Origin of the sequence: Halothiobacillus neapolitanus c2 (genome assembly GCF_000024765.1) — a bacterium.
Taxonomy (GTDB): Bacteria; Pseudomonadota; Gammaproteobacteria; order Halothiobacillales; family Halothiobacillaceae; genus Halothiobacillus; species Halothiobacillus neapolitanus.
On record NC_013422.1, the window covers coordinates 1,125,623 to 1,141,327 of the forward strand.

Here is a 15,705-nt window from a genome sequence, read left to right on the forward strand (position 1 = left end):
ATGCAACTGAAGCCGTCATTCCCGCGCAGGCGGGAATTCAGCGCCTTGATTTTCCTGGGTTCCCGCTTTCGTGGGAATGACGAATCACGGGAATTTCGAAGTGCCCTTCGGTTCATTAACTTGTCGCAGGCAGTCGTGATAACTTCCCGAGGGCGCATTTAAGCTCGAAATGGCTTAAAATCAGCCACCTTTTGTCTAAAGACCACTATTTTCGGACCGCATTTAACGGTTCCGTTCAGGATATTCGCTCATGCCGCATGCAGAATCCCCAAAGTCTTCCACTCCGAACACTACAGAGCCAATGGGCTCTGCGCCATTGGATTCGTCTGCGTCGAAAGCTCATCAATCAGCCAGTCTGTCCCTGGTGATCCCCGTATTCAATGAGCAGGAAAATATCGCGCAGTTAATCAAGCGTGTGCATGAGGCCTTGGCGAATTACACCGCACCATGGGAATTGCTGCTGGTGGATGATGGCTCGAGTGATCGCACTGTGAAAATGATCGAGCAGGGTAGAGCAGAGTATGGTTCGCATGTCCGATTGGTCCCGCTGGCGCGCAACTTCGGCCAGACGGCGGCCATGCAGGCGGGTATCGACTTTGCCCGTGGCGAGGTGATTGCTACCTTGGATGGCGACTTGCAAAATGATCCCATCGATATTCCGCGCATGGTGGATCGCCTGTTGCGTGAAGACCTTGACTTGGTGGCTGGCTGGCGCAAGAACCGGCAGGATAACCTCTGGCTGCGCAAAGTCCCTTCCAAAATTGCCAATCGATTGATTCGACGAATTACGGGCGTCACGCTGCATGATTACGGTTGCAGCCTGAAAGTGTTTCGTGCCGAAATCATCAAAGGTGTCCGTCTGTACGGTGAGATGCATCGTTTTATCCCTGCCTGGTTGGCAACGCAAACCTCGCCCAGTCGGATTCAGGAGGAGGTGGTTGCGCATCATCCGCGCACGGCCGGTACGTCAAAATATGGTTTGTCGCGCACGTTCCGGGTCATCATCGATCTGATTTCCGTGTATTTCTTTATGCGTTTTTCTGCCCGCCCCGCGCATTTTTTCGGGATGCTGGGTATGGGGTTCGGCACGCTGGGGGGTCTGGTTTTAGCCTATCTTCTGGTTTTGAAAATAATGGGCGAGCAAATTGGTGATCGGCCATTATTCATGGTCGGCATCATGCTGGTGTTGATTGCGGTTCAGATTTTGACCACGGGTGTTCTTTCCGAAATGTTGTCGCGCACATACTACGAATCCAAGGAAGTGAAATCCTATCATGTGCGTCCGTCCGCGCTGACTGAACTTGAGGATGCCAATTGGTGTCAATCGAAATCACAACCTGATGAGCCTGCACTATGAACCTTTCTGAGCACCACGTGACTTCGAACATGAGTTTCACTCAATTGCCGGGTGTTCGTCTGGCCTGTGGTTTCAGTATGACGGCATCGTTGGCCTTGATTCTTGTTGAGGCTCTACCGGGTGCCCGTGTGGCCATCTTCCATGCGTTCAATAATCTCGGGCCTTTGGCGCCGGGTTTCTGGTCGGGGATGACCGCTATGGCCGACACTTATTTGGCTCTGGGCTTGTTGTTGCCGTTCATGCTATGGCGACCGCGCCTCGGTGCATTGCTGCTGCTTTCCGCACTTATTGCGACCGCCATCACCCACTCGATAAAACCGATTCTCGATGTGCCTCGACCGCCCGCCGTTCTGGTGGCGGACGCGATGCATCTCATCGGGCACAGGCTCGATCACGGTAGTTTCCCCTCAGGCCATGCCGTTACTGCGTTCACGCTGGCTGGACTATTGATTGTCGGCCTTCGTTTATCGGTCGGATGGTCTGCTTTGGTGCTGCTCGCAGCCGCGGTGCTGGGTGTCTCTCGAATGGCGGTGGGCGTGCATTGGCCGACCGACGTGCTGGCGGGGGCAGTTATTGGTTTAATTTCTGTCATGTTGGCGCAGCTTTGGTTGAATCGATGGTCAAGTCTGAACCATGCGCGATGGCCGCTACCCGCAGGCATCGTTGTTACTGCAATCTGTGCACTATCTTCGCCCTGGTTCAATGCCGGTTATCCCTTGGGCCAATGGGCCAATTGGTCGGTCGCTGCATTGGGCCTGGTCGCACTATTCTGGGCTTCGTTGCGCTACTGGCCGCAATACCGCAATCGGCAGCGCCTGCCCTTGAATGACTTGGGTCGGAAATAATTAACCATGCAAATTTTCCCGGTCATATTTCAGTGTTTACTTATATAATCGACGGCTTGCTGTATCGTGCGGCTGCTCAATACGACTCCGACAGGCTATAATTCGCATCTATGTCACTCATTGCGTTTGGATTGAATCATAAAACGGCCCCGGTGGATGTGCGCGAGCGCATCGCCTTCGGGCCGGAGCGCATGTCGTCTGCGCTTGAGGGGCTGATTCATGGTTGTGGGGCGAAAGAAGCGGCCATCGTTTCTACCTGCAATCGAACGGAAATTTATACCCGTTCGGAATGTGTGCGTGAGAATCTGGTGGAATGGCTGGCTGCGTTTCACAAGTTGCCGCCGGAAGCCATCGCCCCGTACGTGTACGACCATCGAGATGAACTGGCCATTCGACACCTGATGCGCGTTGCCTGCGGTTTGGACTCCATGGTCCTGGGCGAGCCGCAAATTCTTGGCCAGATCAAGGATGCCTTCACCATCGCACAAGACGCTCAGGCATTGGGGCCTGTTTTGAGTCGGTTATTCCAGCACACGTTCTCGGTGGCAAAGCAGGTCCGTACAGATACACAGATTGGCGCCAGCCCAGTGTCCGTGGCATTTGCAGCCGTGAGTCTCGCCAAGCAGATTTTCGGTGATCTATCCCAAAAGACTGCCTTGTTGATCGGCGCAGGCGAAACAATCGAACTGTGCGCCCGTCACCTTCAGGGCAGTGGGCTCAAGCAGGTCATTGTGGCCAACCGGTCGATCGACCGGGCCCACCACCTCGCCGAACAGTTTGGCGGGCTCGCCATTGGTCTTACCGACATTCCTGCTCATTTGCACAAGGCCGATGTGGTTATTTCCTCAACCGCCAGCCCACTACCTGTGTTGGGTAAAGGGGCGGTAGAACAGGCACTCAAGCAGCGTAAGCGCCGCCCGATTTTTATGGTGGATATTGCTGTTCCTCGTGATATCGAACCGCAAGTGAGCGATTTGCAGGATGTGTACCTGTATACCGTTGATGATCTAAAAACTGTCATCGATGAGGGTCAAAAATCCCGTGCCGCCGCAGCAGAGCAGGCGGAAGAAATCATCAGCCTGCAAGTTGGTCATTTCCTCGAATGGGTGCAATTGCAGACGGGCGCGGAACTGATCAAGTCCTATCGACGCCAATCAGAGCAAAGCCGGGATGATGTGTTGTTCAGGGCAAAGGCATTGCTTGCGGCGGGTAAATCTCCCGAGGAAACCTTGGATTACCTTGCGCACACCCTGACCAATCGGCTCATTCATCACCCCACCGTCGTGCTGCGTGAAGCCTGTGCTACGGGTGATTTAACCGCCGTTCATGCGGTTCAGAACGTACTCGGTCTGGGTGGCGATTCCCCGTCGTCTTAGCTGGGTCGTATTTACGGTTTTAATCCTTCATCCTGCTTGTCGGGATCTTGTTCCCCCTCTCTTGTTGAATGCTCCATGCTCCCATCTGCTCTGTTGAATCGGTTATTCGCCCTGTCCGAACGGTATGACGAACTCAATGCGTTGTTGTCCGATCCGGAGGTAATCAACAATCAGGATCGATTCCGCAGCCTGTCGAAAGAGCACGCGCGTCTGCATGATCTCGTTGTGGTGCTCGATCGCTATCAAAAGGCGAAAGCCGACTTGCAGGCGGCCGAACACATGAGCAAAGAGCCTGATCGCGAGATGGCCGCACTGGCCCTCGAAGAAATGAAGGAATTGCAGACTGAAATCGAATCGCTGGATGAGGCGCTCAAAGTTCATCTATTGCCGCATGATCCGGCCGATGACGGTGATGTCATCCTTGAAATTCGAGCCGGCACCGGAGGGGATGAAGCTGCCATCTTCGCGGGTGATTTGTTGCGGATGTATTTGAAATACGCCGATACCCAAGGATGGCGTACCGAAATTCTTTCCGAACAACCGGGAGAGCATGGTGGATACCGCGAAGTCATCGCCCAGATCAGCGGCGATGGTGTGTACGCAGCGCTTAAGTTCGAATCCGGCGCGCACCGCGTACAGCGTGTGCCGACCACGGAAACCCAAGGCCGCGTCCATACCTCCGCTGCCACGGTCGCCGTGATGCCGGTCGTGCCGGAATCGGAGGCCATCACGCTCGATCCTTCTACCTTGAGAATCGATACGTTTCGCGCGTCGGGTGCCGGTGGGCAGCACATCAACAAAACCGACTCGGCGATTCGCGTGACCCACCTGCCGACCGGGATGGTGGTGGAATGTCAGGACGAGCGATCACAGCACAAAAACAAAGCCCGCGCTTTGAGTGTGCTGGCCGCACGACTGGCTGATGCCGAGCGGCAGAAAGCTCATGCGGAACAAGCGGCCACGCGCAAGGCACTCGTGGGATCGGGCGACCGTTCCGAACGTATTCGCACGTATAACTTCCCGCAGGGTCGTGTAACCGATCACCGCATCAATCTGACGTTATACCAGCTCGATCGTGTGCTGTTGGGTGATCTTGATCCGATCATTCACCCGTTACGACAGACCGATCAGGCCGACCAACTGGCGGCGCTGGCTCAGGCGCCGCTCTGATTGATAGTGTGGTTCACATGACCCACGAACCGGGCACACCGCTTGCCGAATTGATCGACGAAGCCAGATGCTTGCTCGGCGGTGATGCCGATGCGATGGTCGATATCCGCAGCCTGGTGTCACAATTGGCCGGACTCGATCGAGCCCGTCAACTGATGGAACTGGAACGACTATTGCCGTCAGCGACGGCTGCGCGATTGCGGAGCGCGTTCGAGCGCCGTGCGGCTGGTGAACCGGTTGCCTATATCACGGGATTCAAACCGTTTTGGCGCCATGAATTCTTGGTTACGCCCGCCACGTTGATTCCTCGCCCTGAAACCGAACACCTTCTGGAATGGGCGCTGGAAAAAATTCCTCCGCAACAGGCGTTAACGGTCGCTGATCTCGGTACCGGCTCTGGCGTGCTTGCCATTAGTCTGGCGATTGAGCGACCGCAGATACAGGTTTTCGGTTGTGATCTGAGTCGTGATGCTTTATTGGTTGCGCGTGAAAACGAAAGCCGATTGAGAGCCGACGCGGCTTTGCCGATCAGGTGGCTTCAAGGTTCGTGGTTGGGGATGTTTAAACCAGAGAGCCTGGACGTGATTGTCAGCAATCCACCGTATATCCGCCCGGATGATCCTCATCTCGCTATCGGTGACCTGCGTTTTGAGCCACAATCCGCGCTGGTTGCGCAAGATGAGGGGATGGCCGATTACCGACAGATCATCGAGCAGGCGTCAACCCGGTTGAAGCCGGGCGGCTGGATTCTGTTCGAACATGGCTACGATCAGGCAAATGCCGTAGCTGAGTGTCTGGCTCAAAAGGGGTTCCAGACTATTTCGCACCGAACCGATCTTGCCGGTCAAGTGCGAAACACCGCTGCACAGAGAGTTTGAGTCGAGTTTTCTATTGGTTAATGCCAACGTGGTGGATACTTTCCGTCATTAAAGTTCGGCATCCTGCCACTTGTACTGTTACTTGTAGCGCACAAAACACTCAAATTACGTTAATCTGAACTTATGTGTGCAGCGCACCCCCATAATATTTCCGGGGCGCAGGAGTGGATGATGGACAGTTCCGAACGAATCAAACATCGTGAGATCACCTTTCGCGGGCCTCATCACAACGGGGATCAGGCGGCGGGTGCCTGCGCTTTTGCCGTTCATCTGGACGGTGTGCAGGATGCACAACCCAAAAACCCCGCCTGCATGTGGGTTGCATATGACTTGCAGATGATCTGCCTCAAAGTTTTGCGGCGCCATCTACAACTCGCGGGTTTTCATCTGGATGCTTCCCTGATGAACAAGCTCAAAATCGCACTCATCGAATATTCAGAAGAGAATCAGCGCGAAGCCATGGGTTTGGGAAACTGCCCCATGCCTAATCAGGCATTCAAGCCAACAGCGGAGCAGCTTTCCGCGTGCCAGCGTTTCTCTCGTCACCAAGGCTCGACAGAGCGAGGCGATGATCCTTGGCAGCATTACCTTTAAGCCCATCTCAATTCCGTTAAACTTTTGAAACTATTAATGAACGACGAGCAATTACTGCGCTACAGCCGCCACATCATGCTGCCTGAAATCGACTATGAGGGGCAAGAGCGTATTCGTGGCGCCCGGGTATTGATAGCTGGCTTGGGCGGCTTGGGTTCACCCGTAGCCTTGTATCTTGCGGCTGCGGGCGTGGGCGAATTGGTGCTGGCCGATTTTGATACGGTTGATTTGAGCAATCTGCAACGACAGGTGATTCATGACACCGCTTCTGTGGGCTTACCTAAGATCGATTCGGCGGCTCGGCGAATTGCCGCTATCAATCCTGATGTAAAACTCAGGTTAGTTCACGACAAGCTCACAAATGAAAACCTGCCGAAATTGCTGACCGATGTCGATCTGGTTTGTGACTGTTCGGATAATTTTGCACTGCGTTTTTCGCTCAATGCGGCCTGTGTTGATGCTCAAAAGCCGCTGGTTTCTGGTGCGGCGATCCGTATGGAAGGGCAGGTGACCGTGTTCGATACGCGACAGCCCGAGTCACCATGCTATCGCTGTTTGTATCAGGAAGAGGGTGAGGATGCGTTGAGTTGCAGTGAAACAGGTGTGCTTTCACCGCTGGTCGGGATGATTGGTAGCCTGCAGGCCAGTGAGGCCATTAAGATGTTGTCAGGCTTTGGTGACCCTCTGGTTGGGCGACTCGCCCTCTTCGATCTCAAGCGGGCCGAGTTCAGAACGATTCGGTACCGCCGTGATCCCGATTGCCCGGTTTGCACTAATCGTCCCGATTCTTCCCGTTAAGGAACCTTTGATTAATTCAGAGGTTCCTTGCGGCATAAGGACGTGCCGCCATCTTCAATCAAAAATCGGCACCTCGAAATACCCGTGATTCGTCATTCCCGCGAAAGCGTGAACCCAGAAAAATCAAGGCGCTGGATTCCCGCCTACGCGGGAATGACGGGTATTTCGAGCTTCCCAAATGTGATTGAAAATGAAGCAAAAAAAAAGTCACGCCTTTTGCTTTGCGTGTTCTGAGGATTCCAGGATGGAATTATTCAGAGCTTCCTTAAGTTTTTTTTTCTAAAACTGCTGGCTACGATCCGCAGACGCCAACGCCTGTGCAATTTCCCGAATCAGCCCCGGCCCGCGATAAATGAAACCCGTATAGAGCTGCAGCAGGTCCGCGCCGGCCTCGATCTTCTCCAAAGCCGCAGCGGCGCTGTCGATGCCACCGACGCCAATGATTGGGAAATCAGCGGGCAGTGTGGCGCGAAGATGGCGGATAACTTCAGTCGAGGCCTTGCGAACAGGACGACCGCTCAGGCCACCAGCCTCGTCGGCGTGCGGCAGGCCCGACACCATGGCGCGATCAATCGTGGTGTTGGTGGCAATCACCCCATCCATGCCTTCATCAAGGAGAAGGCGTGCCATGGATTCGATTTCCTCACCACTCAGATCGGGCGCAATCTTGACGACGATCGGGACTTGGCGTTCATTCTGCCGGTCAAGTTCATCCTTTTGTTTCTTCAATGCGGCGAGCAATGGGCCGAACTGATCCGATGCCTGTAACTGGCGTAAATTTTTTGTGTTTGGGGATGAAATATTGATCGTGACGTAGTCGGCGAAGCGATGGACTTCTCTCAACCCGATCAAATAGTCATCCAGAGCCCGTTCGATGGGCGTGTCAAAGTTCTTACCGATATTCAGGCCCAAAATGCCTTTGCTGTTTCGATTTTGAACATTATCAAGAAAGCTTTCGAGGCCATCGTTGTTAAAACCCATGCGGTTGATCAGCGCTTCGGCATCGGCCAGTCGGAACAACCGTGGCCGCGGGTTGCCGGGTTGGGCACGGGGCGTAACAGTGCCGATTTCGATAAATCCGAACCCGAGGCAGGACAGGGCATCGATATGATCGCCGTTCTTGTCGAGCCCAGCCGCCAGGCCGATTCGGTTAGGAAAGGTTAACCCCATGACGTCCACCGGACTCGACGTTACCTTTCCGCGCGCGTAGGTGCACCAGGGCGTTTTGGCCGCCATGTCGAGAAGGGCAAACGTCAGTCGATGAGCCGTTTCTGGTTCGAATCGGAACAGCAAGGCGCGTATCAACGGGTATAGATTCATAAAGGTGTGATCACTTGGCGTCAGTTTGGTCGTGTAGTTTGCCGTGACCGCTGTCAGGGCGCAATCCGATCCCCCGAACTTCCTTTCGTGCATTCATCAAAATTTCACGATCTTGTCAGTACGCTGAAACAAACCGAACACAGTAATGACATATCCGTCAATTAACTTCACCCCATATCAATTTGGGTGTGCTGTGTAATGAATTTAGATCGCGACACGACTTCTCGAAGCAATAAGCCAAAAATCAAAACCGATTCAGATCGCCGATTACAAGTCGAGTTGGCGCTGAGCCAAGAGCAGATCGATGCCTGCTTTCGTCTGCGTTATCGGATCTTTGTTGAAGAATTAGGTGCAAAAATCGATTGCGCGTTGCCTTTGGGGCTGGAAAGTGATCATTTTGACGAATATTGCCACCACATGTTGGTGCGAGATCTCGATTCGGGTGAAGCGGTGGCGTGTACACGCATTCTCACAGATACCCAGGCTCAGGTTGCGGGCGGATATTATTCGGCAAAAGAGTTTGATCTCTCTTGTCTGCGTGATATCGATGGTCGTGTGATGGAAATTGGTCGAACCTGTGTCGACCCGGCTTACCGCAATGGTGCCACCATCGGCTGTCTTTGGTCTGGTCTGGCGCAATTCATGGAAAATAACCGCTTCATGTACCTGATGGGATGCGCGAGCATTTCTCTGGATGATGGCGGTGTTAAGGCCAATCTCATCATGGATCAATTACGTGATCGGTATCTCACGCCGGATTCGTTACGGGTCAATTCTCTGCGAATGCTTCCTCCCAAGAATGAGGACAAAGTATTACGCGAACAAGATGTTCGCATGCCCCCTTTATTGAAGGCATATCTTCGTCTTGGTGCCCAGATTGGCGGTGAACCGTTTTGGGATGAGGATTTCAATACAGCCGATGTTTTTATATGGCTGGAACGGGCAAATCTTCAACGTCGTTATGTTCGGCATTTTGTTCAGCGAAAACAGGAAGGTCTGCTCGATTCGCTCAAATCACGTCAGGCGGCCTGAATCGCTGAAAGAGCTGCCTGCTGTTTAGCGATCTTCCGCAAAATGGCGCTAAACTGAGCCGCTATTCATAACAGAGCGGCTCACTTGTGGACGAAGCGCTGATTTTGCCGATCAAATCCGAAATCGATCCGCAATTTGAGCGACAAGTGCGGAAGTTTTTGGCGGATGCGCAATTAAAAATGCCGAATGTCAGCGAAGCCGAACTGCTGCGCGCGGCGGCGGGTCGGCGCGAAGACCATCGGTTGGTGGCCGAATATCTCATCGGCATGCTCTGGTTGAGTTGGCGTTTCGATCGCGCGATTCAAATGTTGGATTCTGCCTTGGCTGTTGCCCCCGCATACATATCAAGCACTGAATATCTGAATCGTTTGCAAAAGATTACTCTCTTGAAAAACCTCCCGTTGTTCTCGCAGCCACGATCCGAACGACAAACATGGGCTGATCTTGAGCAAGAGGCAAGATTGGTCGTCTATCTCAAAACCGGACGACTGTCTTGAGACGCCCGAAACACTTGGCCCGTGCCCCAGTTGCTGCATCAGAAGATGATATGCAAAGCTACTTGAAAAAAATCAAATGAACCAAACTTTAAGTTAGAGTATTGATCATAAGCATCAGGTTCTGAATGAACCGAACTTGCTTTAACTTTTTTGGAGAACGAATTCCTGCCATGAAACGAATTATTCTGTTTTTACTGACCAACCTGGCTGTCATGGTGATCCTGTCCGTCGCCTGGTTTGTAATTTCCAAGGTATTCGGCCTTGGCGTGACGATGGATAAGAATGGCATCAATTATGGCTCCACTCTTGTACTGGCCGCGGTATTCGGTTTTGGGGGTTCCCTGATTTCGCTGATGATGTCCAAGTGGATGGCTAAGCGCAGTGTAGGAGCCGAGGTGATTGAGCAACCGCGCAATGAGGCTGAACGCTGGTTAATGCAAACCGTTGAGCGCCAAGCAAAGATGGCTGGAATCGGTATGCCGGAAGTCGCGATTTACGACTCACCGGAGATCAACGCATTCGCCACGGGTGCGAGCAGAAACAACGCGCTGGTCGCAGTGTCCACCGGCTTGCTTGCCAACATGACGCGTGATGAGGCAGAAGCCGTATTGGGCCATGAGATTGGCCACGTGGCAAATGGCGATATGATTACCTTGACCCTCATTCAAGGTGTGGTGAACACGTTTGTTATCTTCTTCGCGCGTATCGTCGGTTATTTTGTCGATCGCGTTCTGCTCAAGAATCAGGGTGATGGTCCGGGTATCGGCTTTTATGTGACCACGATCGTGGCTGAGATCATCTTCGGGATTCTGGCAAGTATCATTGTGATGTGGTTCTCCCGCCAGCGTGAGTTCCGTGCAGATGAGGCAGGCGCTCGCTTTGCCAGCCGTCAGAAGATGATCTCGGCGCTTGAGCGATTAAAGTTGAATTACGACACGCCTGCTCAATTGCCCTCGCAGATGACTGCGTTCGGCATTTCAGGTCACCGCGGTTCATTTGGGCGCTTGTTCATGTCGCATCCACCGCTTGACGAACGCATCGCCGCCTTACGTCACGGTCAATCCTCAGGCTTTGGCGCGCGTACCGGTACGGTGCAGTAATAACGGATGACGATCTTCGGGTGGTTTGGGTCGATCCCAAAGCCCTAATAGCTGAAGCCTGCTTATTGCAGGCTTTTGTTTGCAGGCTTTTTGTTTGCAGGATGCGGAACTTGTCTTTTTAGCGTAGGCTCAAACGTAAAAGCAGGCAGTAAGCACAAACTATTGCCGTGATCGTGTTCAGAGGTTTCCTGATGACTGTTTTATATTTATTTGTTCCGTTGAGTATGGTGGTTGCCGGGATCTTGGTCTGGGCTGCATTCTGGGCGATCAAGAACAATCAATACGAAGATTTGGAAGGTCCCGCCCACCGTATTCTGATGGATGACGATGATCCTCGTATTCCGACACAGCCTCATTCACCTGAGGATACCAAGTTGGAATCAAAGTCACCTCAAAGTAAGAGCTAACAGATTCGTTCTTCCAAAAAAAAACCGCCAATTGGCGGTTTTCTCGTGCCTACAACTTGAGAACTATTTCACACGCATGCCTGCGGTCGCGCCTTCGTCGGGTGACAAAATGAATAGCCCGCCTTTGCCATCGCCCGCGGCCAGTACCATGCCTTCCGACAGGCCGAATTTCATCTGGCGGGGTTTCAGGTTGGCGACCATGACGGTATGGCGGCCAACGAGGGTGGCAGGATCATAAGCGGATTTGATTCCGGCGAACACCTGGCGGGTTTTCTCCTCATCGATATCCAGCGTCAATCGTAACAATTTCGCTGCACCTTCGACGTGCTCGGCATTGACGATTCGCGCCACGCGCAAATCCACGGCCGTGAATTGGTCGATGGTGATTTCTTCCGCAATCGGTTCAATTTCGGCACGCGGTGCTTTCACTTCTGTGAGCGGCGTGGTGTTCGCTTGGTTCATTGCTTGAGCTTCTTCTTGCGTCGCTTTGATCAGCGCATCGATGGCTGTCTGTTCGATACGTGTCATCAGCGGTTCAAAGGCGTTGATCTTGTGTCCAACCATCGGACGTGCAAGATCCGACCAACGGAATTCAGCCAGGTTCAGGAATTGTGCCGCCTTGGCACTCATGGCCGGCAGAACGGGCGTGAGGTAGGTCATCAAGATGCGAAAGGCATTCAGGCCATCGGTACACACACCTTGAACGGCGGCAAGCGAGTCGGGCGACTTGGCCATGGCCCAGGGTTTTTTCTCATCGATGTATTGATTCACCAAGTCAGCCAGCGCCATGATTTCGCGCATGGCTTGACCGGTTTCACGGCGCTCATAGCGTGTCTTGATGGATTCGGCGGCGGCCACGAGTTGTTCGTGGAGTTCGCTGTGGGCAAGTTCGGCACTCAACTCACTATTGAACTGCTTGTGAATAAAACCGGCGCAACGGCTGGCAATATTGACGACCTTGCCTACCAGATCCGAGTTGACGCGCAGCCGGAAATCTTCGAGCGAGAGATCGATGTCGTCGATACCGCTGCTGAGCTTGGCCGCAAAATAGTAGCGCAGGGCCTGCGGGTCGAGGTGGTTGAGATAGGTGCGGGCCTGGATGAATGTGCCGCGCGACTTGCTCATTTTTTCGCCGTTGAGGGTCAAAAAGCCATGAGCATACACGGCTGTCGGTGTGCGCAACCCAGCGCCCATGAGCGTGGCTGGCCAGAACAGCGTGTGGAAGTACGCGATATCCTTGCCGATAAAATGGATGAGTTCGGTTTGGGCGTTTTCGCCCCAATATTCGTCGAAATCAAGCCCTGTCGATTCGGCCAGTTTCAGAAAGGCGCCGATATAGCCGATGGGCGCATCCAGCCAGACATAAAAGAATTTGCCGGGTGCGCCGGGTATCTCAAAGCCGAAATAGGGCGCATCCCGTGAAATATCCCAGGCCTGCAGGCCGCTATCAAACCATTCCTGCAGTTTTGCGCGAATGGCGGGCTGTACACGGTCTTCGCTCAACCATTGTTTGAGCCGATCTTGCATTTTTGGAAGGTCGAAGAAATAGTGTTCGGAATCGCGTTCGACGGGTGTTGCACCGGAAAGCACTGAGCGCGGATTCTTTAGTTCGGTCGGGCTGTAGGTAGCGCCACATTTCTCGCAGTTGTCACCGTATTGGTCCAAGGCGCCGCACTTGGGGCACTCACCCTTGATGAAGCGATCGGGCAGGAACATTTCCTTTTCCGGATCATAGGCTTGCTTGATGGTTTTGCGACTGATCAAGCCACGTGCGTCAAGCCGCTTGAAAATTTCACTGGCCATACGCCGGTTTTCTTCGGAATGCGTACTGTGAAATATGTCGAAGCCAATCATGAAATCAGCAAAATCGGCTTTGTGACTATTGCCTATGCGCGTAATGAGCTCTTCCGGCGTGATTCCCTCTTGCTGCGCCTTGAGCATAATGGGCGTGCCATGCGTATCGTCCGCACACAGATAGCGGCATTCATTGCCAAACAGTTTTTGTGCGCGCACCCAAATATCCGTCTGGATGGTTTCGATGATATGCCCCAAGTGAAGTGGGCCATTGGCATAGGGCAGAGCAGATGTCACCAAGATGCGACGAGGGGCTTGAAGTGTCATAAAACGCAATAGTTCCGAGATAAAAGTCCAGATAAATTTCTAGGAAAACCGGGCCGCGAAGTTTAGCATGAGGACTCGATAAAAGGCCGTTGAGACGATGTGAAAGGTGATAGACGCATTCCACAACAAAACCCGTAAACAGCTTTCGGCCCCTAATGGACGGTGTTTATAAGGTTGCATATTTTAGTTTGTTTGGATTCTGATCCCCTGCGTAGTTTGCCCGTATGGGCTGCGTTTACGGACGCGCAAGATGCGATTCCGGGGTTGAAGATAACGGTTGCCGGTACGCCTGAAATCATTCAGTGCATAAAGGCGCATCCGGCTGTAACCGGTAAAGTGGTGATCGACGAGAAAGGACTGTCTCTATCGCGCTGGCATCCTTCTGGTTGGTCGGCACGGCGTGACGTCAAGTTGGCCTGTGCAGCGTTGCTCCCCACACCGGATGTCGTGATTGACCCGTTTGGTACTTCGCAAACACGCGCATTCTCACGCCTTGTAAATTGGCGTCGGGTTGGTATCGCCGATCTATCGGAACCCAGTCGAGACAGTGATTATTCGTCGGTTTTCCCGCTTCCGCCCGAACTTCACCTGCTCCAGTCCATACGGGTTTTGTTTGCAGCTGCACTGAACTACTCCCTCCATGATCTCGCTCCAAATTACGGTTTTCTGACCTCACCCGTTGACGCAAATCAGGCGGAAGGCAACACAGCGGCTGATTTGATTGTCGACGTGAGCTCACTGCCATGGGGTTATGAATTATTTCAGCAATTTAGAGAACGAATCGCTGAAACGCCATTACGAGTGATTTATCTTGAAGAAGAACGTGGGTTTAATTCGGCTCAGCGATTGCTTAAAAACTGGTCAAAAATTGCGACGGCGCATTATATTTTGACCGGGTTGAACGCCAGTGCTTGGCTTGCCGCAGCGCTTGGTCGACCGGGGCTGTGCTTGTGTCCCAATGATTCGGCGAGCAGTATCGGCGTTATCTCCACCCGTTGGGCCACCCAAGAGATGATCAATTTGGATCATGCACCATTCAATCAGCCCAACATCGTCGTTGAATCCATTATTCAAGTGCTGGAACGACAATCTACCGCCGCTGCCGATGCAAAATGAGCATATAGGGTTATTTTGTGAACTTGGGATTTAATCTTCGTACCGATGAACCCGTTGGCAACACCATGCGGGTCGACGCTCTCGCAGATCAGTTCTTGCAAATCAATCATATTGAGCACGCTTTGGCTAACCCCGAATTGTGCGAGACATGGCTTGCCGATACGGAAACACTGGTCGTTGGCGGCGGGAGTAACATCCTGTTTGTGACGGAGCGTATCGGTAAAGTAGTGGCTATCATAGCGGCTGAGCATGGTTTCGTTGATGAGGGTGAGACCGTACTGGCGTTCGCCGAAGCGGGCTTGGGCCTTGATGATTGGGTTCGTTTGACCGCCGCACAGGGTTGGTATGGGCTGGAGCGACTTGCAGAAATTCCGGGCACAGTTGGAGCCGCGCCGATCCAGAACGTCGGCGCCTACGGCATGCAGTTGTCTGATGTGCTTGAATCCGTCGAGGTTTGGGATCGCAGGGAACAAGTTCGACTTCGCTGGAAGGCCGAACAATGCCATCTAAGCTATCGCAACAGTCGGTTCAAGTCGGAACCGAATCGATGGTTGGTCCTGCGCGTTTGGGTTCGTTTGCACAAAAGACCGCCGGCAGATTGGCCAAATTTTGCATATCCGGGTTTGGTCGATGAGGCCGAGGCATACTCAAGGACGGAAAAAAAGCCCATATCTGCACTTGTTGCCAGGGATATGGCCGAAATCGTGACCCGAGTGCGTCGAAAAAAGCTCCCCGATTGGCGCCAACCGCTCCCCGGAAGTTTGGGGAGTTTTTTTCAGAACCCAATTGTATCTATGCAGCACGCCAACATGCTGAAGACTACATGGCCCGATTTACCGCTCTACGCACTGGATGATTACGATTCCGTCAAGCTTTCTGCCGGATGGCTGATTGAACAAGCGGGATGGCGCGGGCGCTTATTTGGTGCCGCCGGCGTTTATGACCGTCATGCTTTGGTACTGATTAATCGAGGTGGTGCCAATGGCAAGCAAATCCTTCAACTGGCCGAAGCAATCGAAGCGGATGTCTGGAAGCATTTCGCCGTGCGATTAAAAACGGAACCATTGATCGTGTAATCACTCTGAAAGACAGTT

The 15,705-nt window shown here is 53.1% G+C and carries 15 protein-coding genes; 13 read left to right on the forward strand and 2 right to left on the reverse strand.

Annotated features, from left to right (window positions below):
- Positions 1-301: 301 nt before the first annotated feature.
- The 7 genes from HNEAP_RS05235 to HNEAP_RS05265 all read left to right on the forward strand — a co-directional run bounded on the left by HNEAP_RS05235 (position 302) and on the right by HNEAP_RS05265 (position 7,018).
- Complete coding sequence (locus HNEAP_RS05235) at positions 302-1,357, forward strand: glycosyltransferase family 2 protein (RefSeq protein ID WP_041600374.1); 1,056 nt, start codon at positions 302-304, stop codon at positions 1,355-1,357.
- A 29-nt stretch (positions 1,358-1,386) separates the two neighbouring features.
- Entirely contained in the window at positions 1,387-2,202 is an 816-nt protein-coding gene (locus HNEAP_RS12225) for a phosphatase PAP2 family protein (protein ID WP_166635982.1), read from the forward strand.
- A gap of 110 nt (positions 2,203-2,312) precedes the next feature.
- Entirely contained in the window at positions 2,313-3,578 is a 1,266-nt protein-coding gene (hemA, locus tag HNEAP_RS05245) for a glutamyl-tRNA reductase (RefSeq protein WP_012823915.1), read from the forward strand.
- Between the two features lie 75 nt (positions 3,579-3,653).
- On the forward strand, positions 3,654-4,748 hold the full coding sequence (prfA, locus tag HNEAP_RS05250; RefSeq protein ID WP_012823916.1) for a peptide chain release factor 1: 1,095 nt from the start codon (positions 3,654-3,656) through the stop codon (positions 4,746-4,748).
- Positions 4,749-4,765: 17 nt separating this feature from the next.
- Positions 4,766-5,626 (forward strand): peptide chain release factor N(5)-glutamine methyltransferase, encoded by an 861-nt coding sequence (gene prmC / locus HNEAP_RS05255; protein ID WP_012823917.1) that lies wholly within the window; start codon positions 4,766-4,768, stop codon positions 5,624-5,626.
- Between the two features lie 168 nt (positions 5,627-5,794).
- Positions 5,795-6,220 carry a hypothetical protein gene (locus tag HNEAP_RS05260; protein ID WP_155802517.1) on the forward strand — a complete coding sequence of 142 codons (426 nt, stop codon included), beginning with the start codon at positions 5,795-5,797 and terminating at the stop codon, positions 6,218-6,220.
- A 36-nt stretch (positions 6,221-6,256) separates the two neighbouring features.
- Positions 6,257-7,018, forward strand: coding sequence for a HesA/MoeB/ThiF family protein (locus HNEAP_RS05265; protein ID WP_012823919.1), 762 nt, complete (start codon positions 6,257-6,259; stop codon positions 7,016-7,018).
- Positions 7,019-7,297: 279 nt separating this feature from the next.
- Here HNEAP_RS05265 and HNEAP_RS05270 read toward each other — a convergent pair whose 3' ends face one another.
- A complete protein-coding gene (locus tag HNEAP_RS05270) occupies positions 7,298-8,338 on the reverse strand; it encodes a quinone-dependent dihydroorotate dehydrogenase (RefSeq protein ID WP_041600747.1) in 1,041 nt (346 codons plus the stop codon).
- Between the two features lie 198 nt (positions 8,339-8,536).
- On the opposite strand from HNEAP_RS05270, the gene HNEAP_RS05275 reads away from it, so the two are divergent.
- The 4 genes from HNEAP_RS05275 to ccoS all read left to right on the forward strand — a co-directional run bounded on the left by HNEAP_RS05275 (position 8,537) and on the right by ccoS (position 11,374).
- A complete protein-coding gene (locus tag HNEAP_RS05275) occupies positions 8,537-9,370 on the forward strand; it encodes a GNAT family N-acetyltransferase (protein WP_012823921.1) in 834 nt (277 codons plus the stop codon).
- Positions 9,371-9,456: 86 nt separating this feature from the next.
- On the forward strand, positions 9,457-9,867 hold the full coding sequence (locus HNEAP_RS05280) for a hypothetical protein (protein WP_012823922.1): 411 nt from the start codon (positions 9,457-9,459) through the stop codon (positions 9,865-9,867).
- A gap of 170 nt (positions 9,868-10,037) precedes the next feature.
- Positions 10,038-10,967, forward strand: coding sequence for a protease HtpX (htpX, locus tag HNEAP_RS05285; protein ID WP_012823923.1), 930 nt, complete (start codon positions 10,038-10,040; stop codon positions 10,965-10,967).
- 191 nt (positions 10,968-11,158) lie between these two features.
- A complete protein-coding gene (gene ccoS, locus HNEAP_RS05290) occupies positions 11,159-11,374 on the forward strand; it encodes a cbb3-type cytochrome oxidase assembly protein CcoS (protein ID WP_012823924.1) in 216 nt (71 codons plus the stop codon).
- Between the two features lie 63 nt (positions 11,375-11,437).
- Here ccoS and metG read toward each other — a convergent pair whose 3' ends face one another.
- Complete coding sequence (gene metG / locus HNEAP_RS05295; protein ID WP_012823925.1) at positions 11,438-13,495, reverse strand: methionine--tRNA ligase; 2,058 nt, start codon at positions 13,493-13,495, stop codon at positions 11,438-11,440.
- Positions 13,496-13,687: 192 nt separating this feature from the next.
- Between metG and HNEAP_RS05300 the strand changes: the two genes are divergently transcribed.
- On the forward strand, positions 13,688-14,611 hold the full coding sequence (locus tag HNEAP_RS05300) for a glycosyltransferase family protein (protein ID WP_041600375.1): 924 nt from the start codon (positions 13,688-13,690) through the stop codon (positions 14,609-14,611).
- A 17-nt stretch (positions 14,612-14,628) separates the two neighbouring features.
- Positions 14,629-15,687 (forward strand): UDP-N-acetylmuramate dehydrogenase, encoded by a 1,059-nt coding sequence (gene murB, locus HNEAP_RS05305; RefSeq protein ID WP_012823927.1) that lies wholly within the window; start codon positions 14,629-14,631, stop codon positions 15,685-15,687.
- Positions 15,688-15,705: the final 18 nt, after the last annotated feature.

Coding starts and splice junctions, on each gene's coding strand:
- ccoS (WP_012823924.1), top strand. CDS start 11,159: ATGACTGTTTTATATTTATTTGTTCCGTTGAGTATGGTGGTTGCCGGG.
- HNEAP_RS05275 (WP_012823921.1), top strand. CDS start 8,537: ATGAATTTAGATCGCGACACGACTTCTCGAAGCAATAAGCCAAAAATC.
- HNEAP_RS05235 (WP_041600374.1), top strand. CDS start 302: ATGGGCTCTGCGCCATTGGATTCGTCTGCGTCGAAAGCTCATCAATCA.
- HNEAP_RS05270 (WP_041600747.1), bottom strand. CDS start 8,338: ATGAATCTATACCCGTTGATACGCGCCTTGCTGTTCCGATTCGAACCA.
- HNEAP_RS12225 (WP_166635982.1), top strand. CDS start 1,387: ATGAGTTTCACTCAATTGCCGGGTGTTCGTCTGGCCTGTGGTTTCAGT.
- HNEAP_RS05265 (WP_012823919.1), top strand. CDS start 6,257: ATGAACGACGAGCAATTACTGCGCTACAGCCGCCACATCATGCTGCCT.
- hemA (WP_012823915.1), top strand. CDS start 2,313: ATGTCACTCATTGCGTTTGGATTGAATCATAAAACGGCCCCGGTGGAT.
- metG (WP_012823925.1), bottom strand. CDS start 13,495: ATGACACTTCAAGCCCCTCGTCGCATCTTGGTGACATCTGCTCTGCCC.
- prfA (WP_012823916.1), top strand. CDS start 3,654: ATGCTCCCATCTGCTCTGTTGAATCGGTTATTCGCCCTGTCCGAACGG.
- HNEAP_RS05260 (WP_155802517.1), top strand. CDS start 5,795: ATGATGGACAGTTCCGAACGAATCAAACATCGTGAGATCACCTTTCGC.
- prmC (WP_012823917.1), top strand. CDS start 4,766: ATGACCCACGAACCGGGCACACCGCTTGCCGAATTGATCGACGAAGCC.
- htpX (WP_012823923.1), top strand. CDS start 10,038: ATGAAACGAATTATTCTGTTTTTACTGACCAACCTGGCTGTCATGGTG.